General features: G+C 50.5%; 25 protein-coding genes. 6 read left to right on the top strand and 19 right to left on the bottom strand.

Annotated elements, in window-relative coordinates; all coding sequences use genetic code 11:
- Window positions 1–5 precede the first annotated feature (5 nt).
- The 16 genes from atpH to rpmH all read right to left on the bottom strand — a co-directional run bounded on the left by atpH (window position 6) and on the right by rpmH (window position 13,006).
- Window positions 6–539 carry a F0F1 ATP synthase subunit delta gene (gene atpH / locus KU854_RS22435; protein WP_054780042.1) on the bottom strand — a complete coding sequence of 178 codons (534 nt, stop codon included), beginning with the start codon at window positions 537–539 and terminating at the stop codon, window positions 6–8.
- A 15-nt stretch (window positions 540–554) separates the two neighbouring features.
- Complete coding sequence (gene atpF / locus KU854_RS22430; protein WP_054780043.1) at window positions 555–1,025, bottom strand: F0F1 ATP synthase subunit B; 471 nt, start codon at window positions 1,023–1,025, stop codon at window positions 555–557.
- Between the two features lie 45 nt (window positions 1,026–1,070).
- On the bottom strand, window positions 1,071–1,325 hold the full coding sequence (gene atpE, locus KU854_RS22425) for a F0F1 ATP synthase subunit C (protein WP_002540812.1): 255 nt from the start codon (window positions 1,323–1,325) through the stop codon (window positions 1,071–1,073).
- A gap of 71 nt (window positions 1,326–1,396) precedes the next feature.
- Window positions 1,397–2,200, bottom strand: coding sequence for a F0F1 ATP synthase subunit A (gene atpB / locus KU854_RS22420; protein ID WP_218360525.1), 804 nt, complete (start codon window positions 2,198–2,200; stop codon window positions 1,397–1,399).
- A gap of 8 nt (window positions 2,201–2,208) precedes the next feature.
- Window positions 2,209–2,598 carry a F0F1 ATP synthase subunit I gene (locus KU854_RS22415; RefSeq protein WP_054780044.1) on the bottom strand — a complete coding sequence of 130 codons (390 nt, stop codon included), beginning with the start codon at window positions 2,596–2,598 and terminating at the stop codon, window positions 2,209–2,211.
- A 181-nt stretch (window positions 2,599–2,779) separates the two neighbouring features.
- Window positions 2,780–3,673, bottom strand: a complete 894-nt coding sequence (locus KU854_RS22410; protein WP_054780045.1) for a ParB/RepB/Spo0J family partition protein — start codon at window positions 3,671–3,673, stop codon at window positions 2,780–2,782.
- A 9-nt stretch (window positions 3,674–3,682) separates the two neighbouring features.
- The gene (locus KU854_RS22405; RefSeq protein WP_218360524.1) at window positions 3,683–4,483 is read right to left on the bottom strand and encodes a ParA family protein; all 801 of its coding nucleotides are present in this window, start codon (window positions 4,481–4,483) and stop codon (window positions 3,683–3,685) included.
- A gap of 22 nt (window positions 4,484–4,505) precedes the next feature.
- The gene (gene rsmG / locus KU854_RS22400) at window positions 4,506–5,120 is read right to left on the bottom strand and encodes a 16S rRNA (guanine(527)-N(7))-methyltransferase RsmG (protein ID WP_218360523.1); all 615 of its coding nucleotides are present in this window, start codon (window positions 5,118–5,120) and stop codon (window positions 4,506–4,508) included.
- Window positions 5,121–5,126: 6 nt separating this feature from the next.
- Complete coding sequence (gene mnmG, locus KU854_RS22395; RefSeq protein WP_218360522.1) at window positions 5,127–7,016, bottom strand: tRNA uridine-5-carboxymethylaminomethyl(34) synthesis enzyme MnmG; 1,890 nt, start codon at window positions 7,014–7,016, stop codon at window positions 5,127–5,129.
- A 419-nt stretch (window positions 7,017–7,435) separates the two neighbouring features.
- Entirely contained in the window at window positions 7,436–7,882 is a 447-nt protein-coding gene (gene mioC, locus KU854_RS22390; RefSeq protein ID WP_218360521.1) for an FMN-binding protein MioC, read from the bottom strand.
- Between the two features lie 65 nt (window positions 7,883–7,947).
- Complete coding sequence (locus KU854_RS22385) at window positions 7,948–9,075, bottom strand: GGDEF domain-containing protein (protein ID WP_255555692.1); 1,128 nt, start codon at window positions 9,073–9,075, stop codon at window positions 7,948–7,950.
- Between the two features lie 96 nt (window positions 9,076–9,171).
- The gene (gene mnmE / locus KU854_RS22380; protein ID WP_218360520.1) at window positions 9,172–10,536 is read right to left on the bottom strand and encodes a tRNA uridine-5-carboxymethylaminomethyl(34) synthesis GTPase MnmE; all 1,365 of its coding nucleotides are present in this window, start codon (window positions 10,534–10,536) and stop codon (window positions 9,172–9,174) included.
- A 116-nt stretch (window positions 10,537–10,652) separates the two neighbouring features.
- Window positions 10,653–12,272 (bottom strand): membrane protein insertase YidC, encoded by a 1,620-nt coding sequence (gene yidC, locus KU854_RS22375; protein ID WP_218360519.1) that lies wholly within the window; start codon window positions 12,270–12,272, stop codon window positions 10,653–10,655.
- Window positions 12,273–12,274: 2 nt separating this feature from the next.
- Window positions 12,275–12,535 carry a membrane protein insertion efficiency factor YidD gene (yidD, locus tag KU854_RS22370; RefSeq protein ID WP_218360518.1) on the bottom strand — a complete coding sequence of 87 codons (261 nt, stop codon included), beginning with the start codon at window positions 12,533–12,535 and terminating at the stop codon, window positions 12,275–12,277.
- Window positions 12,499–12,858: a ribonuclease P protein component gene (gene rnpA / locus KU854_RS22365; RefSeq protein ID WP_218360517.1), complete on the bottom strand. Its 360-nt coding sequence runs from the start codon at window positions 12,856–12,858 to the stop codon at window positions 12,499–12,501. The genes yidD and rnpA overlap by 37 nt, the downstream gene beginning before the upstream one ends.
- 13 nt (window positions 12,859–12,871) lie before the next feature.
- Window positions 12,872–13,006: a 50S ribosomal protein L34 gene (gene rpmH / locus KU854_RS22360; protein WP_002540783.1), complete on the bottom strand. Its 135-nt coding sequence runs from the start codon at window positions 13,004–13,006 to the stop codon at window positions 12,872–12,874.
- 544 nt (window positions 13,007–13,550) lie between these two features.
- On the opposite strand from rpmH, the gene dnaA reads away from it, so the two are divergent.
- The 4 genes from dnaA to gyrB are packed head-to-tail and all read left to right on the top strand — an operon-like array spanning window position 13,551 to window position 19,556.
- Complete coding sequence (dnaA, locus tag KU854_RS22355; protein ID WP_054780051.1) at window positions 13,551–14,939, top strand: chromosomal replication initiator protein DnaA; 1,389 nt, start codon at window positions 13,551–13,553, stop codon at window positions 14,937–14,939.
- A 1-nt stretch (window position 14,940) separates the two neighbouring features.
- Window positions 14,941–16,041 carry a DNA polymerase III subunit beta gene (gene dnaN, locus KU854_RS22350; RefSeq protein WP_218360516.1) on the top strand — a complete coding sequence of 367 codons (1,101 nt, stop codon included), beginning with the start codon at window positions 14,941–14,943 and terminating at the stop codon, window positions 16,039–16,041.
- Between the two features lies 1 nt (window position 16,042).
- A complete protein-coding gene (recF, locus tag KU854_RS22345; RefSeq protein WP_218360515.1) occupies window positions 16,043–17,119 on the top strand; it encodes a DNA replication/repair protein RecF in 1,077 nt (358 codons plus the stop codon).
- Between the two features lie 19 nt (window positions 17,120–17,138).
- Complete coding sequence (gene gyrB / locus KU854_RS22340) at window positions 17,139–19,556, top strand: DNA topoisomerase (ATP-hydrolyzing) subunit B (protein WP_218360514.1); 2,418 nt, start codon at window positions 17,139–17,141, stop codon at window positions 19,554–19,556.
- Window positions 19,557–20,118: 562 nt separating this feature from the next.
- Here gyrB and KU854_RS22335 read toward each other — a convergent pair.
- The 3 genes from KU854_RS22335 to glyQ all read right to left on the bottom strand — a co-directional run bounded on the left by KU854_RS22335 (window position 20,119) and on the right by glyQ (window position 24,637).
- On the bottom strand, window positions 20,119–21,369 hold the full coding sequence (locus KU854_RS22335; protein WP_218360513.1) for a valine--pyruvate transaminase: 1,251 nt from the start codon (window positions 21,367–21,369) through the stop codon (window positions 20,119–20,121).
- Between the two features lie 282 nt (window positions 21,370–21,651).
- The gene (gene glyS, locus KU854_RS22330) at window positions 21,652–23,718 is read right to left on the bottom strand and encodes a glycine--tRNA ligase subunit beta (RefSeq protein WP_218360512.1); all 2,067 of its coding nucleotides are present in this window, start codon (window positions 23,716–23,718) and stop codon (window positions 21,652–21,654) included.
- A gap of 1 nt (window position 23,719) precedes the next feature.
- Window positions 23,720–24,637, bottom strand: a complete 918-nt coding sequence (gene glyQ, locus KU854_RS22325; protein ID WP_054780054.1) for a glycine--tRNA ligase subunit alpha — start codon at window positions 24,635–24,637, stop codon at window positions 23,720–23,722.
- 360 nt (window positions 24,638–24,997) lie between these two features.
- On the opposite strand from glyQ, the gene KU854_RS22320 reads away from it, so the two are divergent.
- Window positions 24,998–25,555, top strand: coding sequence for a TMEM165/GDT1 family protein (locus KU854_RS22320; protein WP_218360511.1), 558 nt, complete (start codon window positions 24,998–25,000; stop codon window positions 25,553–25,555).
- A 100-nt stretch (window positions 25,556–25,655) separates the two neighbouring features.
- The gene (locus KU854_RS22315) at window positions 25,656–25,919 is read left to right on the top strand and encodes a hypothetical protein (RefSeq protein ID WP_218360510.1); all 264 of its coding nucleotides are present in this window, start codon (window positions 25,656–25,658) and stop codon (window positions 25,917–25,919) included.
- Window positions 25,920–26,082: the final 163 nt, after the last annotated feature.

Below are 26,082 nucleotides of genomic sequence, written 5' to 3'. Positions count from 1 at the left end.
CCAAATCAAGACTGCAATGCATCGCTCAGGCGGCGTACTCGGCCGCGCACTGAGTTATCGATGACCAAGTCTCCAGCTCGAATCACAACCCCGGCAACCAGGGTCTCGTCTACACTACAGTTCAGCTTCACTTTGCGCTCAAGGCGGGCTTCAAGCTTGTCAGCAATAGCGTCCAATTGCGCTTGTTCCAGCGCGATAGCAGACACGACCTCAACGTCGACCTGCTTTTCATACTCATGGCGAAGCGCCATGAATTGGGCACATACTTCTGGCAACGCTTTTAAACGTCCGTTTTCAGCCATCACCTTTATCAGGTTCTGGCCAAATTCATTGAGCTGCTCACCGCACACTGAGATAAAAATCTCAGTCAACTTTTCAGCTGAATGCATACCACCAAGAAAATCTGCGATGGTTTCATTGCGGGCAACTTCTGCTGCGAAAGTCAGCATTTCAGACCATTGGTCTAATTCGCCTTTTTCCACAGCCAAGTCGAAGGCTGCTTTAGCGTAGGGGCGTGCGATGGTAGTCAGTTCAGACATAGCTGCCCCTCCTTCTTAAAGTTCTGCAGTGATTTTATCGAGAATATCTTTATGAGCGTTCGCATCGATGGAACGCTCAAGGATTTTCTCAGCACCGATTACGGCCAGAGTGGCAACTTGTTTGCGCAGCTCATCACGGGCACGGTTGCGTTCAGCTTCCAGTTCAGCCTGTCCTTGGTGAAGGATATTGTCGCGCTCAGCGTTAGCTTCTTCGCGGGCTTGATCCAGAATTTGCGCTTTACGCTTATTCGCCTGTTCAATGATCTCAGTTGCAGCGCGTTTTGCTTCTTTCAGTTGATCAGAAGCATTAGCCTGGGCCAAATTCAGGTCTTTCGCGGCACGTTCGGCGGCCGCAAGACCGTCAGCAATTTTCTTCTGACGCTCTTCAATCGCCTGCATGATAGGTGGCCATACATATTTCATGCAGAACACCACAAACATGAAGAATGCGATCGCCTGGCCAAATAGAGTTGCGTTGATATTCACAACAGCGCCTCCCAGTTAGTTAGCTACAGGTACGATACAGGCGACTTAACCCAGCTGACCGACGAATGGGTTTGCAAAGGTGAACAGCAGCGCGATTACGATACCGATCATTGGAACCGCATCCAGCAGACCTGCGATGATGAACATTTTAACTTGCAGCATTGGCGCCATTTCTGGTTGACGAGCAGCACCTTCAAGGAATTTACCGCCTAGCAGTGCGAAGCCGATCGCTGTACCCAGGGAAGCAAGACCTACAATGATGCCAACGGCAATTGCAGAAAAGCTCAATAAAGTTTCCATCACTATCTCCAGTTTCTTGTTGTCGGCTTATTTGCCGGAAGGTCTAACAAAGTTGCTTACTAAAAAATCTATTAATGTGAGTCTTCGTGGGCCTGAGACAGGTACACGATGGTCAGCATCATAAATACGAACGCTTGGATGGTAATAACCAGAATGTGGAAGATTGCCCACGGTAATGAACCCAACCATTTCGCCCACCACGGCAGTAGTGCCGCAATCAGGATAAATACCACCTCACCGGCAAACATGTTACCGAACAGACGCATACCAAGTGAAATAGGTTTCGCCAGCAGCGATACTACTTCAAGCAGCAGGTTGAACGGGATCATGACAGGGTGATTGAACGGGTGAAGTGCCAGCTCTTTAGCAAAACCGCCCAGACCTTTCACCTTGATGCTGTAGTAAATCATCAAGAAGAAAACGCCAAGCGCCATTGCCAGGGTGATATTTACGTCTGCTGTCGGTACCACTTTCAGGTAAGGAATACCAAGCAGTTCGGCTGGATAAGGAAGAAAATCGATGGGGATTAAGTCCATCGTATTCATCAAGAAAATCCAGACGAATATAGTTAGAGCAAGAGGCGCGATCAGCGGATTCTTTCCATGAAAGGTCTCGCGGACGTTTTCGTCTACGAATTCAACCAACATTTCCACAAAACACTGAAGCTTGCCTGGAACTCCGGTAGTCGCTTTCTTCGCCACAGAGCGGAACAGCCACAAAAAGCCGAATCCAATCAGGACAGAGAAAAACAGACTATCTATGTTCACCGACCAGAAGCTACCTTCACTTACCAATCCCAACTTCTCGGTAGAGAGGTTGGTTAAGTGGTGCGTGATGTAACTGGACGATGTAAGCGCTTCACCTGGCGCAGCCATAACTCATCCTATTTGTTGTTGTTAATGAATAAAACTGGTGCAAGGATGTTGATCCCGAGAACCAGCAAATAGGTCAGTTTGAGGGGAACAAGTTCCACCTCGGCATACAGGTAAACAACGGAAAACAGCGCGACGGTCAGCAAGATTTTGAGTACCTCACCGCTGTAGAAAGATGCTACAACGAGCTTGGCAGCTCTCGCTCCGCTAAAGAGGAATGCACACAATGCGAATGCTGCATTGGCAATGACAAAAATGCCACCGCCAATGAGTGCGGATATTCCCCAGTCGACATTGATGGTGGTCACCATCAAGATTGCCGTTGCTAACACGACGCACGCTTGTAACAGCAGCAACCTTTTCGCAAGCTTGCGACCTGGTCGCGCGAGCGTCGATACCATGTATTCGTTCCTCGATTCCTTTCCTCTTCGCACCTGATGTCGTGCTGGGAAAACTGCGAAAATTATACGGGTAGCCCTTTTTAATGCAATCTCATCACATCAAAAAGGGAGGCTAAATTTTACAACAGGGTAACCTGATCACAGTAAGCAAAAATATGTAACAAAATCCCAACGTGTTACGTCACATTTCTTCGCCTAACATTGCGAGAATTTGCATAAGTTTTTCGTGTTGATCAAAATTAATCACAAGCTTGCCGTTTCCTGACTTTCCTTGCGATAACGACACTTTTGTGCCCAGTTTCTCTGCAAGTCGATCCTGAACATTTGCAAGCTCAGGGGAAACCACTACTGGTGGCTTTTCCACTGCCGGTGTCAGCATTTTTTTCACCAGCGCCTCAGTCTGCCTGACGGTAAGCTTTTTGTTCACCGAGACCAAAGCCGCATCAATCTGCGCTTCACCTTCCAATGCCAACAGGGCACGGGCATGACCCATTTCCAACTGACGTCCAGACAGCAGTTTCTTTACGCCGGTCTCAAGACCATTCAAGCGCAGAAGGTTGCTGATGGTGGTGCGGGATTTGCCGAGAGCTTCGGCCAGTTGCTGGTGGGTCAGGGAGAAGTCGTTGATGAGGCGCTCAAGCGCTTCCGCTTCTTCCATCGCATTGAGATCTTCACGCTGGATGTTTTCAATCAGGGCGATAGCACTGGCTGCGCGATTATCCAATTCACGAACTAGACAAGGTACGTGAGTCAAACCGGCAAGTTTGGATGCGCGGAAGCGGCGCTCACCGGCAATGATTTCATACTGCTTGTCGGCAATACGACGGACGACAAGCGGCTGAATGACGCCTTGGGCACGGATAGATTCAGCCAGCTCATCCAGGGCTTCTTTCACCATATCCTGACGAGGCTGGTAGGAGCCCGGTTGCAAAACCGATAAAGGAAGCTGCTGTAACTCACTGTTATTCAGTGCTTCTTGTGTGTCCGCATTCAAATCTACCCGAGCTTGGGCACGGGCGCTGGTTGCGAGGAGCGCATCAAGCCCCTTACCCAATCCACGTTTGGTGGCGTTCATTCATGTTCCTTAAGACGCATTGGCAACACTGGTGCTTTGTCTGACATGTTCTTCACGGCGTAGCATTTCTCCGGCAAGCGCCAGATAAGCTTTCGCTCCGCTGGACAGTTTGTCGTAATACATGGCCGGTTTGCCATGACTTGGTGCTTCCGCCAAACGTACATTACGTGGAATCACAGTGCGGTAGACCTTGTCACCGAAGTGTTTCTTAATCTGTTCAGACACTTCTGTCGCCAGACGGTTGCGGGGATCGTACATGGTTCGTAGCAATCCTTCTACGTGCAAATCTGCGTTCACCACGCTGGCTAACTTGCTGATGGTATCCATCAACGCCGTCAGTCCTTCCAGTGCAAAATATTCACACTGCATCGGCACCAGCACAGAGTTTGCAGCCGTCATGGCATTGATTGTAAGAAGGTTAAGAGAAGGGGGACAATCAATGAAGATGAAATCATAGTTTTCACGAACGTCAATTAACGCATTGCGCAATCTCACTTCGCGGGCGAACACTTCCATCAGTTTTATTTCCGCGGCGGTCACGTCGCCATTGGCCGCGATCAGATGATACCCGCCGGTGGTTTCCGTTACCACCACATCGTTAAACGGGGTTTCTTCCACCAAAAGGTCGTAAGCGGTGGCATGGACATCATATTTGTCCACACCACTTGCCATGGTGGCGTTTCCCTGAGGGTCAAGGTCAATTACAAGCACCTTGCGCTGTGTCGCTGCGAGCGACGCCGCCAGGTTAATACAGGTCGTTGTTTTTCCAACGCCGCCTTTTTGGTTTGCAACTGCAATGACTTTTCCCACAAGTAAACCCCGCCGAATAATCTTATCTGGTCAAGATTACTAGATGACGTTGACCTTCCAATCCGGGAACCATCAAAGGTTTGATATCGGTCACAGAACAATCAGCAGGTAATGCGTCAATTTCGGTCTGGTCGACTTGTCCTTTCAACGCCAGGAACTGACCGCCAGCGTTTGGCAGGTGATGACACCAGGTCACCATGTCTGTCATTGAGGCGAAAGCACGGCTCAATACACCATCAAACCCTTGTTCTGGTTGAAAATCTTCAACGCGGCTCTGTACAGGCGTAACATTGGCGATTTTCAGTTCATGCAAGACCTGACGGATAAAACGGATACGCTTACCCAGACTGTCGAGCAGGGTAAATTGCTTGTCCGGGTTGATGATGGCCAGCGGAATCCCCGGCAAACCAGGTCCTGTGCCTACATCGATGTATGTCTGTCCTTCAAGGTGTTTGCTTACCACGATGCTGTCCATGATGTGCTTGACGATCATTTCCTGCGGGTCGCGCACTGACGTGAGGTTGTAAGCTTTATTCCATTTGTGGAGCATTTCAACATAGCCAATCAGCTGGGCTTGTTGCTCGGCAGGGATCTCCATCCCTGCCTGTTCAATCAGTTGTGCAAGACGTTGTTTCACGAAGGATCAGGCTCCCTTTTTCAGCATGCCTTGTTTTTTCAGATGCACCAGCAGAATAGAAATGGCTGCTGGCGTGATACCGGAAATGCGCGACGCCTTACCGATAGTTTCAGGGCGGGTATCCTGAAGCTTAGCCACCACTTCATTCGACAACCCTTTGATTTGGCGGTAATCCAGCTCAAACGGCAGTACGGTATTTTCATGGCGGGTCGATTTTTCAATTTCTTCTTTTTGGCGGTTGATGTAACCGGCATATTTGACCTGGATTTCGACCTGCTCAGAAGCCTGAGTGTCTTCATGGGCCGGTGCAAACAATGGGTTAGCGACCAGTTGATCGTAGGTCACTTCCGGACGGCGCAGCAGATCCTCACCGTTTGCCTCGCGGGACAGCGGCGCTTTAAGGATCGCATTCAGTGCCTCAGCATGTTCAGAGGTTGGGTGGATCCAGGTATTGCGAAGGCGCTGTGCTTCCTGCTCCATGTTTTCCAGTTTCTGGTTGAAACGGGCCCAACGCACGTCATCCACCAGACCCAGCTGACGGCCAGCTTCGGTCAGGCGCAAGTCGGCATTGTCTTCACGCAGCAGCAGGCGGTATTCCGCACGGGACGTGAACATACGGTACGGTTCTTTGGTACCCATGGTCGACAGATCGTCAATCAACACACCCATGTAGGCCTGGTCACGGCGAGGACACCAGCCTTCTTTGTCCTGAGAGAACAACGCAGCGTTGGTACCAGCCAGCAAACCTTGTGCCGCAGCTTCTTCGTAGCCTGTGGTGCCGTTAATCTGACCCGCAAAGAACAGGCCTTTAATAAATTTGGTTTCGAACGTTTGTTTCAAATCACGCGGATCGAAGAAATCATACTCGATCGCATAACCTGGGCGGATCACCCTCGCGTTCTCGAATCCCTTGATCGAATGGATGATCCCCATCTGCACATCAAACGGCAGGCTGGTGGAGATCCCGTTCGGGTAGAGTTCGTTGGTCGTCAGGCCTTCCGGCTCAACGAAAATCTGGTGTTTATCCTTGTCAGCAAAACGCATCACCTTGTCTTCGATAGACGGGCAGTAGCGTGGGCCAATCCCTTCAATCACACCGGCATACATCGGACTGCGGTCCAGGTTATTACGGATCACATCGTGCGTTTTTTCATTTGTGTAGGTGATGTAACACGGTACCTGACGTGGGTGTTCTGACACGTGGCCCATAAAGGAAAATACCGGGCATGGGTTATCACCATGCTGCTCTTCCATCACGCTAAAATCGACGGTACGCGCATCAATGCGCGGTGGGGTGCCGGTTTTCAGGCGATCAACACGAAACGGCAGTTCACGCAGGCGATCAGCCAACGCGATCGACGGTGGATCACCGGCACGGCCGCCGGCGTAGTTTTCCAGACCAATGTGGATTTTACCGCCAAGGAAGGTACCAACGGTTAAAACAACCGCACGGGCACGGAATTTCAGACCCATTTCGGTCACGACACCCGTAACCTGATCCTGCTCAACGATCAGATCAGTGACTGCTTGCTGAAACAGCATCAGGTTTGGCTGGTTTTCCAATGCTTCACGTACCGCTGCTTTGTAAAGTGCGCGGTCTGCTTGGGCGCGGGTCGCCCTGACAGCTGGGCCTTTGGATGCATTCAGCGTACGGAATTGAATGCCACCCTTGTCGATAGCACGGGCCATCAGGCCACCCAATGCATCGACTTCTTTCACCAGATGTCCTTTTCCGATCCCGCCGATAGCTGGGTTACATGACATTTGCCCCAATGTATCAATGTTGTGTGTCAGCAGCAGGGTCTGTTGACCCATACGCGCAGCAGCCATTGCCGCTTCCGTGCCTGCATGACCACCACCAACAACGATGACATCAAAGTTATCCTGGTAAAACATGGTGTGACCTCAATAAGGAATGTGTTGATCGGTTTGATGAGCAAAAGAGGATCATTCTACCGCTTTTCCAAATTGGAGAGAACCAAAAGTGTGATCTTTGATCGAAGGGAGGCTCTTAAATATATATAAAGATCTTTATATAGATCTTTTATTTTGATCTCTTATTAGGATCGACGATCTCTGTGGATAAGTTTTAAATGATCAACATGATCATGCGTTTAAGAGGGATCAATTTCTGTGTGTGAGCTTGGATCAAATCCGGTACAGTCTGGGATCAAAATGGCTAGTTATCAACAGGGCGGGAAATCTGGAAAAGTTGTTATTGGGATAACTATAGGTTTAACACCGGTTAGATCTATAGTTATCCACAATGTCTAGATCACGAAATGGAATAATTATCGAGACCTTATTACAGTAATTTATTCACAAAATGCCTGCTTGTGTTGGGATAACCAGGTTTCCGCAGGTTCTTCAGGTAAAGGGGATTCGAGAATGTCAATTTCCAGCATAGGTGCGAGAGGTTTGGCTCCGAGCCTGGTAAGCAAGCTCTCTGCAGCGCGTCCTGCACCACAAAAAGTGTCATAGCTTGAATCACCAATGGCGATAACCGCAAACTTCAGGTTGCTGAGATCGGGGGCATCCTTCGCCAGCTGCTCCATCAGCGGTGCCAGGTTTTCAGGGTAGTCACCGGCGCCGTGGGTTGATGTGATCAGAAATAAGATCCTGGCATTGAGGACGTCGTTGATCGCACCTTCATTGATCACATCAACCGGGATGTTTTCCTGGGTCATCAGATCGCTGAGGTGATCACCGACATATTCAGCGCCGCCTAGGGTGCTTCCGGTGATCAGGGTAATGTTCTGCATGGGTTGCTCTCTAACCTGTTGGGGTAAAAACAGCCAGTATTCAGGCCTGAGGTCTGAGCGTCAAGTCAGCTTGGTTGGTAATTTTCACTGCGGTACAAGGCGTTGATCCCTTTGGGCGTCAAGGACTGTATTTTGTTTTTTCCGCGCTTCTTGGCGTTGAACATGGCGGTCATGGCCGTATCAATAAGCTGGAAGCCTGCCAAGCACCCTTCATTGGACGTCGTGACACCTAAGCTGGCAGTCCGTTTGACGGCTGTGTTGTCCAGCAACACGACACTTCGCCCGATTGCTACCTTGAGATGCTCAGCGATTCTCAATGCGTCATTGGCCTGGGTATCACGCAGCAAAACCACAAAATTGTCTGCGTAAAGCCGCCCCAGCGGTGTGGCGGGCGGCAAGTGTTCTTTAAGCAAATCAGCGACATGCATGAGAACCCGGTCACCTGTGTTTCTTCCGTGCATATCGTTGATTTGTTTGAAATCATCCAGGTTGATTGCAATCACTGACAGCGGTTGGCTGCGTCTTTGAGCCTGAAAGTAAAGCTCATCGGCTTGGTTATAAATACTCTGGCTGTTGGACGTTTCTGTCAGCAAATCGTCATGGATAAGGCGGCGGGATGAATCATCTATCGACTTCAAATCGACAAAATAAAAATCAGTCAGTGATACCGAGGCGAGGACAAAAAGCAGGATCACACACAGGTAGGCGGTGCGGGCATTGGTGTCCGTCAAGATCAGGATTGGGTCTGACGAAGGAATGGTCTTGGCCAGAAACAGAAGCACAATGGCGACCAGGGACAAGGTGTATCTGGGCAAGCGTTCATTGGGATCAAACACCAGAACGACAGTAGTGGGAACCACCAGCAACAGCAGTTCTGTTTCAAAATTGTCTGACAGGACAAACAGGGGCAACAGCATTTGCTGTAAGAAGAAAACCACGAATATCCAGTACTTTGCTATCCACAGTATCCCTTCGCGTGTCAGTACAAAGGTGATGATGTAAAGGAAAGCAAACAGGCCGTTGAGCAGGGCAGCTGTGCTGCTGCCAAAAGCAAACCAGAACAGGGCAGAGAACAATAGGGTGCCACCGACAGACAGACTGGCCAGGAGATTGACCATGCGGAGGTGGTGAACCTGCAGTTTGTCGCAGCGTTCAATCCCTAGATTGAGAAGAGGGCTTAAGCTGTTGATCATTACTTCGTCTGGATTGGCTGAATATGTGATCAAGTGTAGCAAAGGTGGGATGTTTCGTCGGAGGAAAGCGGGGCCTTCGTTGGCCCCGCTGGCAGGTTATTTTCCGATGCAGAAAGAGCTGAATATGCGTCCCAGCAGATCGTCTGAGCTGAATTCACCGGTTATTTCTGACAGATGTTGTTGCGCAATACGCAGCTCTTCCGCCAGGATTTCACCGGCCATGTAGCCTTCAAGTTGTTCTTTGCCAATATCCAGATGGCGCGCTGCGGCATCCAGCGCTTCCAGGTGACGGCGGCGGGCCATAAAGCCGCCCTCTGTGGCGCCAGAGAAGCCCATACAGGCTTTCAGGTGTTCACGCAGGGCATCGACCCCTTCACCGGTTTTGGCACTCAGGCGAATCAGTGTAGGTTGGCTGGCGTGGCAAATACCCAGTGGTTCACCGGTCATTTCGGCCTTGTTGCGGATAACCGTCATGCCGATATTTTCCGGCAGACGATCGATAAACTCCGGCCAGATTTCTTCTGGTGAGGTTGCACTGGTGGTGGTGCCATCCACCATAAACAGCACACGGTCAGCCTGTTTGATTTCATCCCAGGCGCGTTCGATACCTATGCGTTCTACTTCATCAGAGGCGTCACGAAGACCTGCAGTGTCGATGATGTGCAGCGGCATACCATCAATATGAATATGTTCGCGCAGTACGTCTCGGGTAGTGCCGGCTATGTCGGTCACAATCGCACTCTCTTTGCCGGAGAGGGCATTCAGCAGGCTCGATTTACCGGCGTTAGGGCGACCTGCAATCACCACTTTCATCCCTTCGCGCATGATAGCGCCCTGGTTAGCGGCTTTGCGCACGTCATCGAGGGAAGTGATGATCTCGTCGAGCTCTCCGGCCACTTTTCCGTCTGACAGAAAGTCGATTTCCTCATCGGGAAAATCAATGGCGGCTTCGACATAGATACGCAGGTGAATCAAGGCTTCCACCAGGGAGTTGACCTTGGTGGAAAACGCGCCTTGCAGGCTTTGCAGCGCACTTTTCGCCGCTTGCTCAGAGCTTGCATCAATCAGGTCGGCGATCGCTTCTGCCTGCGCCAGGTCCAGTTTGTCGTTCAAGAATGCACGCTCGGAAAACTCTCCCGGACGGGCAGTGCGCACGCCGTCGAGTTCAAGGATGCGTTTGATCAGCATGTCCATGATAACCGGGCCGCCGTGGCCTTGCAGTTCAAGGACATCTTCGCCGGTAAAGGAATTCGGGGCTTTGAAATACAGCGCGATACCCTGGTCGATGGCGTTGCCGTCAGTGTCTTTAAACGGCAGGTACTCGGCGCGGCGAACCGGCAGTTCGCGGCCAGTAACGGCCTGAGCAACAGCAAGGGCCTTAGGGCCGGAGACGCGGATAATGCCGACACCACCGCGTCCCGGTGGTGTGGCCTGCGCAACAATAGTGTCTGAATGGGTCATGGAGCGTTACCTGCTGCGTAAATTTTGGGGATTAGTGTATACCAAAATAAGGTTTCATCTGGTGTCATAAAAGCACAAAGGCGGCCCTGGGGCCGCCTTGTTACTGTGCGTTGGCATTACTTACGGCTGTGTAGGCCTTTTTTCTCCAGCGCGCGGTAAATCAGCGTCTGCTGGATAAGTGTCACGATGTTAGACACCAGCCAGTACAGAACCAGACCTGCTGGGAACCACAGGAAGAACACGGTGAACATCACAGGCATGAAGTTCATGATCTTCTGCTGCATTGGGTCGGTCACTGTGCTTGGGCTCATCTTCTGGATCATGAACATTGACGCACCCATCAGCAGCGGCAGCACATAGTATGGATCTGGCGCAGACAGGTCGTGAATCCACAGCATGAACGGCGCATGGCGCAGCTCTACGGATTCCATCAATGCCCAGTAAAGTGCAATGAAGATTGGCATTTGAAGAAGCAGAGGAAGACAGCCACCCAGCGGGTTCACTTTCTCTTTCTTATACAGCTCCATCATTTCCTGGCTCATGCGCTGGCGGTCGTCGCCGATACGCTCACGCATTTCTTGCAGTTTTGGCTGCAGAAGGCGCATTTTCGCCATCGAGGTGTACTGCGCTTTAGTCAGCGGGTACATCGCGCCACGGACGATGAAGGTCAGGATAATGATTGCCACACCCCAGTTACCCACGAAACCGTGGATAGTCGACAGCAACCAGTGCAGTGGGCTCGCAATAAACCACAACCAGCCGTAATCCACAGTCAGATTCAGGTTTGGTGCCACTTTCGCCATTTGGTCCTGAAGCTTAGGACCTACCCACAGGGTCGAATCCAAGGTCACTTCTTTGCCTGGTTCAACCGTGGTGGTTGGGTAGCGGACACCGATAAAGCCAAGGCCATCGCTGGTGCGGGTGTAAAGGTTCACGTCGCCGGTTGCATGAGGGATCCAAGCCGCAACGAAATAGTGTTGCATCATGCCCGCCCAGCCATCTTTGGTGATAGTCAGGTTCAGGTTTCTGTCCTTCATATCATCAAAGCTGTATTTCTCGTATTTTGACTCGTCAGCAGAGTACACACCACCACGGTAGGTAGGCATGGTCAGGCTGCCGCCGTCATCCATCAGATTCTGTTTCAGCTGTGCATACATCTGAACGCTGGCTGGCTTATCGCTCTGGTTGTTGATGGTGTAATCCACATCAACCGCGTAGCTGTCGCGCTTCAGGATGAATGTTTTGGTGTAAGTGATGCCATCTTTCACCACGGTCATTGGAACACGCAATTCGTTCTGATCTTTGCCCATGACAAAATCAGTGCCGTCAGTGGTGTATTGAGCACGGCCGCTTACGGTGTCGATACCGTTAGAACCGATCAGGCCACTTTGCGCTTCGAAAACGTGGTTAGGCTGGTTCTTCAGTAGAACGAATTTTGCTTCTGAATCCAGTTCTGCATCGTAATCGTTCAGTTGTGCACGAACGATGTCACCACCATGTGTGTCAACGGTCAAAGTCAGCACATCACTTTGCAGGGTGATCAGTTTGTCAGAAACCTTGTCCTGCGTCAGAGGCGCATTGGCATCGGCGCTGGCGGGTACATCACCACTGTGTTGTGCTTGCTGAGTGACGCCCTGTCCCTGTGGTTGGGGGTTGGTTGCTTCCGTCCAGTTGAGGTACAACATGAAGGATACAAACATTAGGGCAATCAACAGGATATTGCGTTGAGAATCCATTGTTAATTGTCTCGATTATTAGGATGACGCGGGGGTACAGGATCGTACCCACCATTATTTAGAGGATGGCATTTTAATAAACGTTTGCTGGCTAACCAACAACCTTTTATCACACCGTGACGGTTGACCGCTTCTATGGCGTATTGAGAGCATGTCGGCGTAAAGCGACAGCGAGGCCCCAGAAGTGGGCTGATGAAGAGTTGGTATGCGCGAAACAGTCCGACGACTATTTTTTTCGCGGCGGTCTGGACAAACGTTGCCATAACTTATCGAGCAGCGCACTCAGTTCTTCGTTACTGAGCTCATTGGCACTTTTCTTGGCAATCACAACAAAATCTTTTGCCGGTAGCGAATGCTGGTTCAAACGAAAACTTTCACGTACAAGACGTTTAAAGCGATTTCGATCGACGGCAAGTTTGATTTGTTTTTTAGGCACAGCTTGACCCAAACGAGGACGTTCGAGACTGTTGTTGCGAGCAAGAATGGTTAAGTGGGGTGAGCCAGCGCGATGAGGTTGCTGGAAGACAAAGTTGAAATGTTCGGGAGTTAACAGACGTAACTCCCGAGAGAAAGCTAGCTTCTTCACAAATCGCTAAGGATTATTTTGAAAGCTTGCTACGGCCTTTCGCACGGCGAGCGGCGATAACCTTACGGCCGTTCTTAGTCGCCATGCGCGCACGGAAACCGTGAGTGCGCTTACGCTTTAGAACTGAAGGTTGAAAAGTGCGTTTCATGGTTTCTACCTTATTACTGATCAGTTTTTAGGTTTGTTAACCCGACGTGGGACAAAAGTCCGACGCCTCTCAACAAAGAGGGCGGATTGTAATCACTGACTGAGATATAGTCAATGTTAAAACCACGGATGGTTATAATCCTGCCTTCTCGGGCGCGCAATTATACGTGCTCGTTCGTCGAGCGCAAGGATCCTTTTGCGATCTTATCCACTTTGGGTTGTGTAATTTCTGTGCCGAAAGTATGGATGACCGGGTATAAAGCGTAAATAAGTGTGCAAAAGGAATTTTTCTTTCTGATGATCATCCGTCACGTTTTGTGGATGGAAAGGGATAACCTTGTGATCGGATCTTCGGAATTTTCGACCAGAATCGAATAATTCTGTGAGTAAGTGGGGCATTAGGTGTGCTGATCTCGTCACAGCTTGTGCGATCTGTGTGTATAACTTCGATCTTATTCACTGCAAACGGGATCTTCTTGCTGGCGATCCGCCTCGTACAAGTATAAAATTACTTCCCTTTTCGATTATTGAGTGTGGAGTCAGACGTGTCATCTTCGCTTTGGTTGCAGTGCCTTCAACGCCTTCAGGAGGATCTTCCTGCGACAGAATTCAGCATGTGGGTTCGACCGCTTCAGGCGGAGTTGAATGACAACACCCTGACTTTATTTGCGCCTAACCGTTTTGTACTGGATTGGGTTCGCGATAAATACATCAACAGTATCAATCAATTGCTGAATGATTTCTGCGGTAATGATGTGCCTATGCTGCGCTTTGAAGTGGGCAGCAAACCTGTGGTGGCGACAGCGCCGCCAAGTCAGCCAGTGGCTCCGGCACCTGCTGCGCCAGTAGCCAAGCCCGCTGTTGGACGTACCTGGGAGCCAGCACCATCGCCAGTACAGTCTGACGTCAACCACCGCTCAAACGTCAACCCGAAACACAAGTTTACTAACTTTGTAGAGGGTAAATCGAACCAACTGGCACTGGCAGCAGCCCGTCAGGTGGCGGACAATCCTGGCGCAGCATATAACCCGCTGTTTCTTTACGGCGGTACTGGTTTGGGTAAAACCCACCTTTTGCATGCAGTAGGCAATGCGATTTCTGATCGCAAGGCAGACGCCCGTGTGGTTTACATGCATTCTGAGCGTTTTGTTCAGGACATGGTAAAGGCGCTGCAAAATAACCAGATTGAAGAGTTCAAACGTTATTACCGCAGTGTTGATGCACTGCTGATCGATGACATCCAATTCTTTGCCAACAAAGAGCGTTCTCAGGAAGAGTTTTTCCATACCTTTAATGCGCTCTTGGAAGGTAACCAGCAAATCATCCTGACCTCTGACCGCTATCCAAAAGAAATCAGCGGCGTGGAAGATCGCCTGAAATCACGTTTCGGCTGGGGTTTGACCGTCGCTATCGAGCCTCCTGAGCTTGAAACCCGCGTGGCCATTTTGATGAAAAAAGCCGAAGACCATAATATCCGTCTGCCGGATGAAGTGGCCTTTTTCATTGCCAAGCGACTGCGTTCCAATGTTCGAGAGCTTGAAGGGGCGCTTAACCGCGTGATAGCGAATGCTAACTTCACCGGCCGTGCTATCACCATTGATTTCGTCCGTGAAGCGCTGCGTGACTTGCTCGCGCTTCAGGAAAAGCTGGTGACTATCGACAACATTCAAAAGACCGTCGCCGAATACTACAAAATCAAAATGGCGGATTTGTTGTCCAAACGTCGTAGCCGCTCTGTGGCCCGTCCCCGCCAGGTGGCGATGGCGTTGTCAAAAGAGCTGACCAACCACAGCTTGCCGGAGATCGGTGATGCATTTGGTGGCCGCGATCATACTACGGTGCTTCACGCCTGCCGAAAAATTGAACAGTTGCGCGAAGAGAGCCACGATATAAAAGAAGATTATTCCAACCTGATCCGGACTTTGTCGTCTTAATATGAAATTTACCGTTACCCGTGACCTATTCTTGAAACCCCTGCAGCAGGTATCTGGTGCATTGGGGGGACGACCGACACTGCCAATCCTTGGCAATATCCTGCTGAAAGTAGAGTTCGGTCAGCTGTCGATGACCTGTACTGATCTGGAAGTGGAATTGATTGCCAACCTTCCGCTGGAAGGCGATGCGGTTGACGGCGCAGTTACCGTGCCTTCGCGTAAATTCCTGGATATTTGCCGTGGTCTACCGGAAAGTGCTCCAATTCATTTCGCGCTAGAAGGCGACAGGGCGGTGATCCGCTCCGGCCGCAGCCGTTTTACGCTGTCGACCCTGCCAGCCGCAGATTTCCCGAACATTGAAGATTGGCAAAGCTCTGTTTCTTTTACTTTGCCACAAGCAAGATTACGACACCTCATTGAAAGTACTGCGTTTTCTATGGCCAATCAGGACGTGCGTTACTTCCTGAACGGTATGCTGCTGGAAACTGACGGCACCACGCTGCGCTCGGTTGCGACAGACGGTCACCGTATGGCTGTGGGTACAACCACCTTGGATGCCGAGATGGCTGGCCAGCAAGTGATTGTACCGCGTAAAGGGGTGATGGAATTGATGCGTCTCCTGGATAATCCGGACGCACCGGTTACCATCCAGATTGGCAGCGCCAATATCCGTGCTGAAGTAAACCAGTTTGTGTTCACCTCCAAGCTGGTTGATGGCCGCTTCCCGGATTACCGCCGCGTCATGCCGCAAACCTCAACCAAAATCATGGAAGCGGGCTGTGACGAATTGCGTCAGGCATTCTCACGTGCTGCGATTCTTTCCAATGAAAAATTCCGTGGTGTGCGCCTGAACCTGAGCTCAGGTCAACTTCGCATTTCTGCCCACAACCCGGAGCAGGAAGAAGCGGAAGAGTTCGTCGACGTGAATTACGACGGTGACGATCTCGAAATCGGTTTCAACGTCAGTTATGTGCTGGACGTACTCAACACCCTCAAGTGTGACCAAGTACGTTTCTCTATGACAGATGGCACCGCAAGTGCGCTGGTAGAAGATTGCAACAAAGATGACGCTGCGTACGTCGTGATGCCAATTCGTCTGTGATATGGCGCTATCGCGACTCGCTATCCACGATCTAAGAAATATTGAAGCCTGTGACCTTAGCCTGTCATCAGGCTTCAATTTTCTTGTCGGCCCCAATGGCAGCGGCAAAACCAGTGTGCTTGAGGCTGTGTACTACCTCGGCCATGGCCGCTCTTTCCGCAGTCCGCTGACGGGCAGGGTGATTCGTCACCAGCAAGACCGCTTGGTGGTGCACGGCCGCGTTCAAAACGGTGAAACACTATTGCCTGTTGGCCTGCAGAAAAACCGTGATGGTAGCACCGACGTTAAAATCGGTGAAGAGAAAGGCCAGAAGCTGGTGCAGCTTGCAGAAGTATTGCCGATGCAGCTCATCACCCCTGAAGGGTTTGAGCTGCTTACTGGCGGCCCGAAGTTTCGCCGTGCGTTTATAGACTGGGGTGTGTTCCACGTGGAACCTCAGTTTTATCCCGCCTGGGCGCGGGTAAAGCGATTGACTAAACAACGCAACGCGCTGATGAAAACCGCCCGCAGCTATCGTGAACTGAGTTATTGGGACGCTGAATTGGCACCGTTGGCACATCAAATCGATCAGTGGCGCAAAGACTATATTGATAAACTTGCTGAGCGCGCTGCAAAGCTTTGCGAAGCCTTTTTGCCAGAATACGAAATTAAGCTCAGTTACAGCCGCGGTTGGGATAAAGAAACAGATTATGCCGACTTGCTGCGTGACAATTTTGTCCGTGACCAGCAGTTGGGTTATACGGTAAGTGGCCCGCACAAAGCCGATCTCAGGCTTCGTGTGGGTGGCACGCCGGTAGAAGATGTGCTGTCCCGTGGACAGCTGAAATTGATGGTATGTGCACTGCGTTTGGCGCAGGGACAACAGCTTACCGAAGACAAGCAGAAGCAATGCATCTATTTGATCGATGACTTTGCGTCCGAGCTGGATAGCCGGCGTCGGGCGTTGTTGGCTGAGCAGTTAAAAGCCACGGGCGCACAGGTGTTTGTCAGTGCCATTAGTGCCGATCAGGTCGCTGAAATGTGCGACGAAAATAGTAAGATGTTTCATGTGGAAAACGGTAAAATAACCGCAGAATAAATTAAGCGAGAGTAACTCAATGTCCAACAATTACGATTCATCGAGTATCAAGGTACTCAAGGGTCTGGATGCAGTACGAAAGCGTCCGGGGATGTACATCGGTGATACTGACGACGGTACCGGTCTGCACCACATGGTCTTTGAGGTAGTCGATAACTCTATCGATGAGGCTCTCGCAGGTCATTGTAATGATATCGTGGTAACTATCCACGAAGATGGCTCAGTGTCAGTGAAAGATGACGGCCGTGGTATTCCTGTCGATATCCATGAAGAAGAAGGCGTGTCTGCAGCAGAAGTTATCATGACTGTCCTGCATGCCGGCGGTAAGTTTGACGATAACTCGTACAAGGTTTCCGGTGGTCTTCACGGCGTAGGTGTTTCCGTAGTGAACGCCCTGTCTGAAAAACTTGAGCTGACTATCTGGCGTCACGGCAATATCCACCAGCAAATCTACGTTCATGGTGTACCCCAAGCCCCATTGGCTCCAATTGGAGAAACAGACGAAACAGGTACCCGCATCCGATTCTGGCCAAGTGACCAAACGTTTACCGACACGACTTACCACTATGACATTCTGGCTAAACGCCTTCGTGAGCTGTCATTCCTGAACTCGGGCGTTTCTATCAAGCTGATTGATGAGCGTGAAGAGAACAAGCAAGACCACTTCATGTACGAAGGCGGTATCCGTGCGTTTGTAGAGCACTTGAACCGTAACAAAACGCCTATCCACCCAACCGTGTTCCATTTTGAACATGAACGTGAAGACGGCGTGTCAGTAGAAGTCTCTATGCAGTGGAACGATGGTTTCCAGGAAAACATCTACTGTTTCACCAACAACATTCCCCAGCGTGATGGTGGTACCCACCTTGCGGGCTTCCGTGCAGCACTGACACGCACGTTGAATTCCTTCATGGAAAAAGAAGGCTATTCGAAGAAAGCCAAAGCCGCGACCTCAGGCGATGATGCCCGTGAAGGTCTGACTGCGGTTGTTTCTGTGAAAGTGCCGGACCCGAAATTCTCTAGCCAGACCAAAGACAAACTGGTGTCTTCAGAAGTGAAGTCTGCCGTTGAGTCAGCCATGAACGAGAAGCTGTCTGAGTTCCTGATTGAGAACCCACAGGATTCAAAAATCGTTTGTAGCAAAATCATCGATGCTGCCCGTGCCCGTGAAGCGGCGCGTAAAGCACGTGAAATGACCCGTCGTAAAGGTGCGCTGGACTTGGCGGGTCTGCCAGGCAAGCTTGCTGACTGCCAGGAAAAAGATCCTGCGCTGTCTGAACTCTACATAGTGGAGGGTGACTCTGCGGGCGGTTCCGCCAAGCAGGGCCGTAACCGTAAGAACCAAGCTATCCTGCCTCTGAAAGGTAAGATTCTGAACGTAGAGAAAGCACGTTTTGACAAGATGCTTTCTTCTCAGGAAGTAGCAACGCTGATCACTGCATTGGGTTGTGGTATCGGTCGCGACGAATACAACCCGGATAAACTGCGTTACCACAGCATCATCATCATGACCGATGCGGACGTCGACGGCTCGCACATCCGTACGCTGCTGTTGACCTTCTTCTACCGTCAAATGCCTGAGCTGATCGAGCGTGGTTACATCTACATTGCTCAGCCGCCACTGTACAAAGTGAAGAAGGGCAAGCAAGAGCAGTACATCAAAGATGATGAAGCGATGGAGCAGTACCAGGTTGCACTGGCGCTGGAAAATGCATCACTGTTCGTTAACCAGGATGCACCAGCCCTTAACGGTTTGGCACTGGAAGAGCTGGTGAAGCAATACAACGGTGTGATGAAGCTTATCAAGCGTATGAACCGCCGTTACCCATACGCGCTGCTGAACGAGCTGTTCTATCAACCACGTCTTTCCGTTGATTCGCTGGCGGATGAAAATCATGTTCGCGGTTGGATTGACACTATCGTTGATACCCTGAACAAGAACTCAACCGGTGAAAGCCAGTACCGCGCGGAACTGAAGTTCGATGAAGAGCATCAGGTTTACCAGCCGGAGCTTATTGTTCGTACCCACGGTGTCGACCACGAATATCTCATTAGCTACGATCTGCTGAACTCAAAAGAGTACGGCCGTATTGCTGATTTGTCAGAAGCGCTGGATGGTCTGCTTGATGACACAGCTTACATCCAACGTGGTGAGCGTAAGCAACCAGTGAAGAGCTTTGCTGATGCACTGGAGTGGCTGATCAAAGAGTCCAACCGTGGTCTGTCTCGTCAGCGCTATAAAGGTCTGGGTGAGATGAACCCGGATCAGCTGTGGGAAACCACCATGGATCCAGAGTCACGCCGCATGATGCGAGTAACTATCCAAGATGCAGTAGCAGCCGATGAGCTGTTCACCACCTTGATGGGCGATCACGTAGAACCACGTCGTGCGTTTATCGAAGATAACGCCCTGAAAGTGGCAAACCTGGACGTGTAACGACGCGGCTCTACGCAAATTCTGAGTACCTAACGCCGCTTATGCGGCGTTTTTTTTACGTAGAGTAAGATCTTGGCTTAACTCGTTGATAAATAATAATTAATTTTGCTATGTGAGTTGTTTGAGTATCTCACCCAGCCCCGGATGAATAGTGCGGCTTTGATCGTTGTAAGATACAAGGTTGTCTTCAAGGTTTGAATGACAGCTGACCAAGACCTGGTTCATGGTGGGGATGATATGTAGTTCGCTCGATGGTGAAGTTTGGCATACAGCATTTGTGAATCGAACGCAAAACTCAACGAGTCATTTATAAGCATAGCGATTAGAAGCATTAGCATGGATAGGGATGCCTCACAGTGTTTCACGTGAAACACTGGGTGCAAACGAGTAGAGCTGGATGTTGCGAGGGTTGTTGCAGTGGCTGATGTATAAAGCACAAAGAGAAGCGCATTTCTAACTCGTCGATCTTGAAAAACTAAACATGGTATTCAGCATGCCGCCAAATACCGTGTTTCACGTGGAACCTTGGTAGAGCTTAGAAGTCGGAGGTGCCTAGAAAAACCTAAGAACCAGCGTAAGCTTTCGAGACCTCGTCCGCGAGGATTTCGATGCCGCGCTCAATCAGTTCGTCAGGCTGAACATAGTTCATGCGCAGACACTCATGGGTATGGTCCCAGTCGAGTTCTGAGCCAATAAAGAAGTACTCGCCCGGCACAACCAATAAGCCGCGTTGTTTTAGACGTTGATAGAGTTCTTTGGTCGGAATTGGCAAGCCTTCAAACCAGAGCCACAAAAAGATGGCACCCTCCGCTTTGTGGATTTTGAAGCGGCTATCGGGAATCGCCTGCTGCAATTTAGCGATAGTGCGTTGTGCCTTGTCCTGATAGAAAGGCTTAATCACATTCTCACTCAGCGTGAGTAAGTCGCCGGTTTTAATCATTTCCTGCGCCAACGCTGGACCAACACCGCAAGGCGCAAGACTGACAATCCCATTGATGTTCGAAAGCGCAGTGATGATGTTTTCACTTGCGATAATGATACCGCAACGCACACCAGGCAAGCCGAGCTTCGACAGGCTGGAGCATAGGATAGTGTTGCTGTTCCAGAATGGCGTGACGTCTTCGAAGATAATATTGGGGAAGGGCACGCCATAAGCGTTGTCGATAATAAGTGGAATACCGTGCTTTTGAGCCAGTACATCCAGTTTTCTTACTTCTTCATCTGTCAGTACATTGCCGGTTGGGTTTGTGGGTCTAGACGCACAAATAGCGGCGACTGACTCATCTATTTCCAACGCATCAAAGTCCACATGGTATTTAAACTGGCGGTTGTTGAGGTGCTCGATTGTCGGTTTAAAGCTGGTGAAAATTTCCGGCGTAAGACCTGAATCGGCATAGCCAATATATTCCGGTGTGAGCGGCAATAGTATTTTCTTAAAACTGCCGTCGTCATACTGACCGCCGAAAAGGTTAAACAGGTAGAAGAAGGCACACTGACTGCCGTTAGTCAGCATGATATTTTTCTCGCTGATCGGCCAGCCATAGGTATCGCTGAGTAGCTTGGCTAGGGCAGAAATAAATGATGATTTACCTTGGGGGCCATCGTAGTTAGTAAGCGCAGATACCAGCGAACCATCTTCAACCATTCGCTGGCTAAGATGGGTAAAGTGCTCAATCATCTCAGGGATAGCGGCTGGATTCCCTCCACCGAGCATGATCGCGTCAGGGTTCTGTAGGCCGTCATTCAAATCATCCATTAATTGGGTGATACCGGAGTGTTGCGAAAATTTCGTACCGAACGTTGAAAACTGCATATCAGCGAGACCTATTCAATCCTTGTCATCTCTCAATTTGTCGACAAACCATAACCGATTGCTTGCACAAAATGAATGCAAATTGAGGTTCTTTTTTGAGCCTTTTAAACGATGCTGTTTTGTATTATTGGGATCGAGTACGGCGATGTTTCACGTGGAACATTCAGCAGAAACTTCTATGTATACGAGAGCCAAGCGCTAAGCGCATGTCGCTGGTGGCAGATAAACAAAAGCCCCGCGAATGCGGGGCTTTAATAGCGGAATATCAGTTAGTCTGAACCGTTATTTTTGCAGCAGGGAAATATCTGCTACGTTCATGAACTGGCTACGCAGAGTATTCAGCAGTGCCAGACGGTTTGCTTTCAGCGCTTCGTCTTCTGCCATTACCATCACGTTGTCGAAGAAGGTATCGACAGGTTCACGCAGTTCTGCCAGTTGCGTCAGCGCAGCTTGATAGTCGCCTGCCGCAAATACTGGTTTCAGCGTTTCTACCATTGCAGTCACTTTGTCTGCCAATGCTTTCTCTGCATCTTCCACAAGCAGTTCGTGGTTGATGGTTGCAGAAAGTTGACCGTCGAATTTCGCCAGGATGTTACCTACACGTTTGTTCGCGGCAGCCAGTGACTCTGCAGCGTCCAGAGAGCGGAAGTGGGTTACCGCTTTTACGCGTTTGTCGAAATCAGCAGGTTGGGTAGGGCATAGTGCCAGTACCGCCTGAATCGCATCAACACTATGACCTTCGTCTTGGTACCAAGCGCGGAAACGGCCAAGCATGAATTCAATCACGTCGGTATCTACGTTTTCGTTAGTCAGGCGATCACCAAACAGAGACTTGGCTTTTGCTACCAGGTCTGTCAGATCCAGATCGTAACCGTATTCAACGATGATACGCAGAACACCCAGAGATGCACGACGCAGTGCGAATGGATCAGAACCTTTCGGCGCTTGGCCGATACCGAAAATACCAACGATGGTATCCAGTTTGTCTGCCATTGCCAGCGCAGCAGAGACACCGTTACCTGGCAGTTCATCACCGGCGAAACGCGGCATGTATTGCTCGTTCAGGGCAACAGCCACTTCTTCCGCTTCACCATCGTGGCGCGCGTAGTGCATACCCATCACGCCTTGGGTTTCAGTGAACTCGAATACCATAGAGGTCATCAGGTCACACTTCGCCAGAAGGCCTGCGCGTTTTGCTTTTTCAACATCAGCGCCAATCTTGTCAGCAATGTAGCCAGCAAGTTCAGTGATGCGGTCAGTCTTGTCTTTGATGGTACCCAGCTGCTGCTGGAAAATTGCCGTTTCAAGCTGAGGCAGACGGTCAATCAGAGGACGTTTGCGGTCAGTGTTGAAGAAGAACTCTGCGTCCGCCAGACGTGGACGAACCACTTTCTCGTTACCTTCGATAACGTGGCGAGGCTCTTTGGATTCGATGTTCGAAACAAAGATGAAGTTCGGTAGCAGTTGCTTGTCTTCGCTGTAAACAGGGAAGTACTTCTGGTCACCTTTCATGGTGTAAACCAGCGCTTCTGCTGGCACTTTCAGAAACTCTTCTTCAAAGGTCGCGGTCAGTACGACTGGCCATTCAACCAGAGAGGTCACTTCTTCAACCAGGTCATCTTCAAGATCAGCAATACCGCCAACCAGCTCAGCCGCTTTCTTGGCGTCTGCAATGATGGTGGCTTTACGTGCTTCGTAGTCGGCGATGACTTTACCGCGTTCTTCGAGGATTGCCGGGTATTGGTCTGCGTTATCGATACTGAACTCTGCTTCACCCATAAAACGGTGACCGCGGATAGTGCGCGCTGAATCCACACCCATGATGGTGCCTTCAATCAGCTCGTCACCCAGCACGATAGTCAGGGTTTTTACCGGACGTATGAACAGGGTGTCTTTGTCGCCCCAACGCATTGGTTTGGCGATTGGCAGGTTAGCCAGCGCTTTGTCAGCCAGTGCAACCACGATTGCTTTGGTGTCTTGACCTTTCACTTCTTGCTTGAACAGCAGCCATTCGCCTTTGTCCGTTGCAATGCGGTCAGCTTCAGAAACGTCGATGCCACAACCACGTGCCCAGCCTTGCGCGGCTTTGGTTGGGTTTCCTTCCGCATCAAATGCTGCAGAGACCGCTGGGCCGCGTTTTTCAACCAGCTTGTCAGCTTGTTGCTCAGCCAGTGCTGCCACTTTCAGTGCCAGGCGGCGAGGGGTCGCGTACCAAGTGATGCCTTCGTGAGTCAGCTCTGCGTCTTTCAGCTCTTGCTCAAAGTTCGCTGCGAATGCTTCTGCCAGTGTACGAAGTTGCGTTGGTGGCAGCTCTTCCGTACCCAGCTCAATCAGAAAATTCTTTGCCATCTTACTTCTCCTCACCCTTTTTACACATTGGGAAGCCAAGCGCTTCACGGGATGCGTAGTACGCTTCTGCCACTGACTTGGTCAGGTTGCGGATGCGCAGGATGTAGCGTTGACGCTCGGTCACTGAGATGGCTTTACGTGCGTCCAGCAGGTTGAATGCATGGCCTGCTTTCAGGATGCGCTCATACGCTGGCAATGGCAGAGGCTTCTCCAGTTCAAGCAGCTTTTTACACTCTTTCTCACACTGGTCGAAGTAAGTGAACAGGAAGTCCACGTCTGCGTATTCGAAGTTGTAGGTCGACTGTTCCACTTCGTTTTGGTGGAAGATATCGCCGTAGGTCACTTTGCCGAACGGGCCGTCTGTCCATACCAGATCGTAAACAGAGTCTACGCCCTGGATGTACATCGCCAGACGTTCGATACCGTAAGTGATCTCACCGGTCACCGGCTTACACTCAAGGCCGCCCACTTGCTGGAAGTAAGTAAACTGCGTTACTTCCATGCCGTTCAGCCACACTTCCCAGCCCAGACCCCAGGCACCCAGAGTCGGGTTTTCCCAGTTGTCTTCTACGAAGCGGATATCGTGAACTTCAGGGTCAATGCCCAGTACACGCAGCGAACCCAGATACAGTTCCTGAATGTTGTCTGGAGACGGCTTCAGGATGGTCTGGAACTGATAGTAATGTTGCAGACGGTTAGGGTTTTCACCGTAACGGCCGTCTGTCGGACGACGAGAAGGTTGAACGTAGGCTGCTGCAATTGGCTCTGGGCCAAGTGCACGCAGACAAGTCATCGGGTGAGAGGTGCCAGCACCTACCTCCATGTCGAGCGGTTGTACGATGGTACAACCTTGTTGGGCCCAGTAATCCTGCAGCGCGAGGATCATGCCCTGAAAAGTTTTAACGTCGAATTTTTGCATCGTCAGGTTCGCGCGATTTAATGAAGTGAAAATAACACGCGATTATAACGCGCCGGGCTTGGGATAAGTAGGGGTAATGGCGGTTTTTTGTCCTTTGTGGGTCAAGCGGGAGAGAGGCGTCGAAGAGGTCGTCTGAGAAGGCTTGTATTTCATCCGGGATAACGGCTAAAATGCGCGCGCTCTTGGGGAGTAGTCTCTCGCGCCAGCGAGGCCATTATCAACATAGTTGCAGCTCATCTGCATGGTAATGGCGACACACGACAGTGGGTTTGACGAGACCAATGACAATCAGCACGAACCGGGCGGGGCGTGGGATTTGTCATGGTTTTCGAATAATAAACCCTGCCCAGGAAGACAATAATGAGTGTTTTAGCTATCTCAATGGCCACCGTCGCCCTGGCGGAAATCGGCGATAAAACCCAACTGCTTTCACTGCTGCTTGCCAGCCGTTACCGCAAACCTGTACCCATTATTCTTGCCATTTTGTTTGCTACCTTGCTAAACCATGCACTTGCTGCCTGGCTGGGTGTGGTGGTGGCCGATTACCTGACTGAAGATGTGCTGCACTGGGTGTTGATAGTCAGCTTTGTAGCGATGGCCATTTGGGTGCTGATCCCGGACAAGTTGGATGATGATGAAAGCATCTCAAACCGTGGCCCGTTCGTCGCAAGTTTCATTGCATTTTTTATCGCAGAGATTGGTGACAAAACACAAGTCGCCACAACCGTGCTGGGGGCGCAAAATGCCGATGCCCTGACGATGGTGGTGATTGGTACCACGCTTGGTATGTTGCTGGCGAATGTGCCCGTGGTGTTGCTGGGTAAGAAAGCCGCCAATGCACTGCCACTGAATATCGTACGTTATGTCACCGCCGGGCTTTTTGCTGTGTTGGCGATTGCGACCTTTTTGATGCGCTGACGCTACCGGTCAAACGGCTGATTGTGTGAGTTTCACGACAACCTCTTTTGCGTTTCCATGCTAGCGTAAGTTCAGAGTGATGGTGATTGAGGAGCGTGTTATGGAGCGGTTTCTGGCAATCAGCCCAAAAAGCCAACTGTGGTTGTTTCATTTTGCACTGGCGCTGAACATTCTGGGCATGGTACTGACAGATATGTGGGTGCCGATGGTGGTTGGTGCAATAGTAACCACTTACTTATCTATCGACGCCATGGTGCGGGTTCGTTACGTGTTACCGCTGAAAAAAGAGTTACGGGAACTCGAGCAGGAGAACGCCACACTCAGGCGCAAAGTCAGGGAAGTGGAGCAGGTCAGCGACTACTGAATTATCCCTTCAAGTACACAGCAAAAAGGCAGCCTGGGCTTAATGCCAGTCAGTTAAGCTGACTGGCTTTCTTTTTATTGGGGTATTTCTTTGCCTTAGGCTTCACGGCTCTCGGGTATATTCGATCTTCTCGCTTAATGGGCAACACATGATGTATCGCCTC

The sequence above is a fragment of the Enterovibrio paralichthyis genome (assembly GCF_019209835.1).
Classification (GTDB): Bacteria; Pseudomonadota; Gammaproteobacteria; order Enterobacterales; family Vibrionaceae; genus Enterovibrio; species Enterovibrio paralichthyis.
The sequence above is the reverse complement of the archived record's forward strand: the minus strand, read 5'-3'. Positions and strand labels throughout refer to the sequence as shown.

Coding starts and splice junctions, on each gene's coding strand:
- atpH (WP_054780042.1), bottom strand. CDS start 539: ATGTCTGAACTGACTACCATCGCACGCCCCTACGCTAAAGCAGCCTTC.
- atpE (WP_002540812.1), bottom strand. CDS start 1,325: ATGGAAACTTTATTGAGCTTTTCTGCAATTGCCGTTGGCATCATTGTA.
- atpB (WP_218360525.1), bottom strand. CDS start 2,200: ATGGCTGCGCCAGGTGAAGCGCTTACATCGTCCAGTTACATCACGCAC.
- KU854_RS22415 (WP_054780044.1), bottom strand. CDS start 2,598: ATGGTATCGACGCTCGCGCGACCAGGTCGCAAGCTTGCGAAAAGGTTG.
- KU854_RS22410 (WP_054780045.1), bottom strand. CDS start 3,673: ATGAACGCCACCAAACGTGGATTGGGTAAGGGGCTTGATGCGCTCCTC.
- mnmG (WP_218360522.1), bottom strand. CDS start 7,016: ATGTTTTACCAGGATAACTTTGATGTCATCGTTGTTGGTGGTGGTCAT.
- mioC (WP_218360521.1), bottom strand. CDS start 7,882: ATGCAGAACATTACCCTGATCACCGGAAGCACCCTAGGCGGCGCTGAA.
- KU854_RS22385 (WP_255555692.1), bottom strand. CDS start 9,075: ATGATCAACAGCTTAAGCCCTCTTCTCAATCTAGGGATTGAACGCTGC.
- mnmE (WP_218360520.1), bottom strand. CDS start 10,536: ATGACCCATTCAGACACTATTGTTGCGCAGGCCACACCACCGGGACGC.
- yidC (WP_218360519.1), bottom strand. CDS start 12,272: ATGGATTCTCAACGCAATATCCTGTTGATTGCCCTAATGTTTGTATCC.
- yidD (WP_218360518.1), bottom strand. CDS start 12,535: ATGGCAACGTTTGTCCAGACCGCCGCGAAAAAAATAGTCGTCGGACTG.
- rpmH (WP_002540783.1), bottom strand. CDS start 13,006: ATGAAACGCACTTTTCAACCTTCAGTTCTAAAGCGTAAGCGCACTCAC.
- dnaN (WP_218360516.1), top strand. CDS start 14,941: ATGAAATTTACCGTTACCCGTGACCTATTCTTGAAACCCCTGCAGCAG.
- recF (WP_218360515.1), top strand. CDS start 16,043: ATGGCGCTATCGCGACTCGCTATCCACGATCTAAGAAATATTGAAGCC.
- gyrB (WP_218360514.1), top strand. CDS start 17,139: ATGTCCAACAATTACGATTCATCGAGTATCAAGGTACTCAAGGGTCTG.
- KU854_RS22335 (WP_218360513.1), bottom strand. CDS start 21,369: ATGCAGTTTTCAACGTTCGGTACGAAATTTTCGCAACACTCCGGTATC.
- glyS (WP_218360512.1), bottom strand. CDS start 23,718: ATGGCAAAGAATTTTCTGATTGAGCTGGGTACGGAAGAGCTGCCACCA.
- glyQ (WP_054780054.1), bottom strand. CDS start 24,637: ATGCAAAAATTCGACGTTAAAACTTTTCAGGGCATGATCCTCGCGCTG.
- KU854_RS22320 (WP_218360511.1), top strand. CDS start 24,998: ATGAGTGTTTTAGCTATCTCAATGGCCACCGTCGCCCTGGCGGAAATC.
- KU854_RS22315 (WP_218360510.1), top strand. CDS start 25,656: ATGGAGCGGTTTCTGGCAATCAGCCCAAAAAGCCAACTGTGGTTGTTT.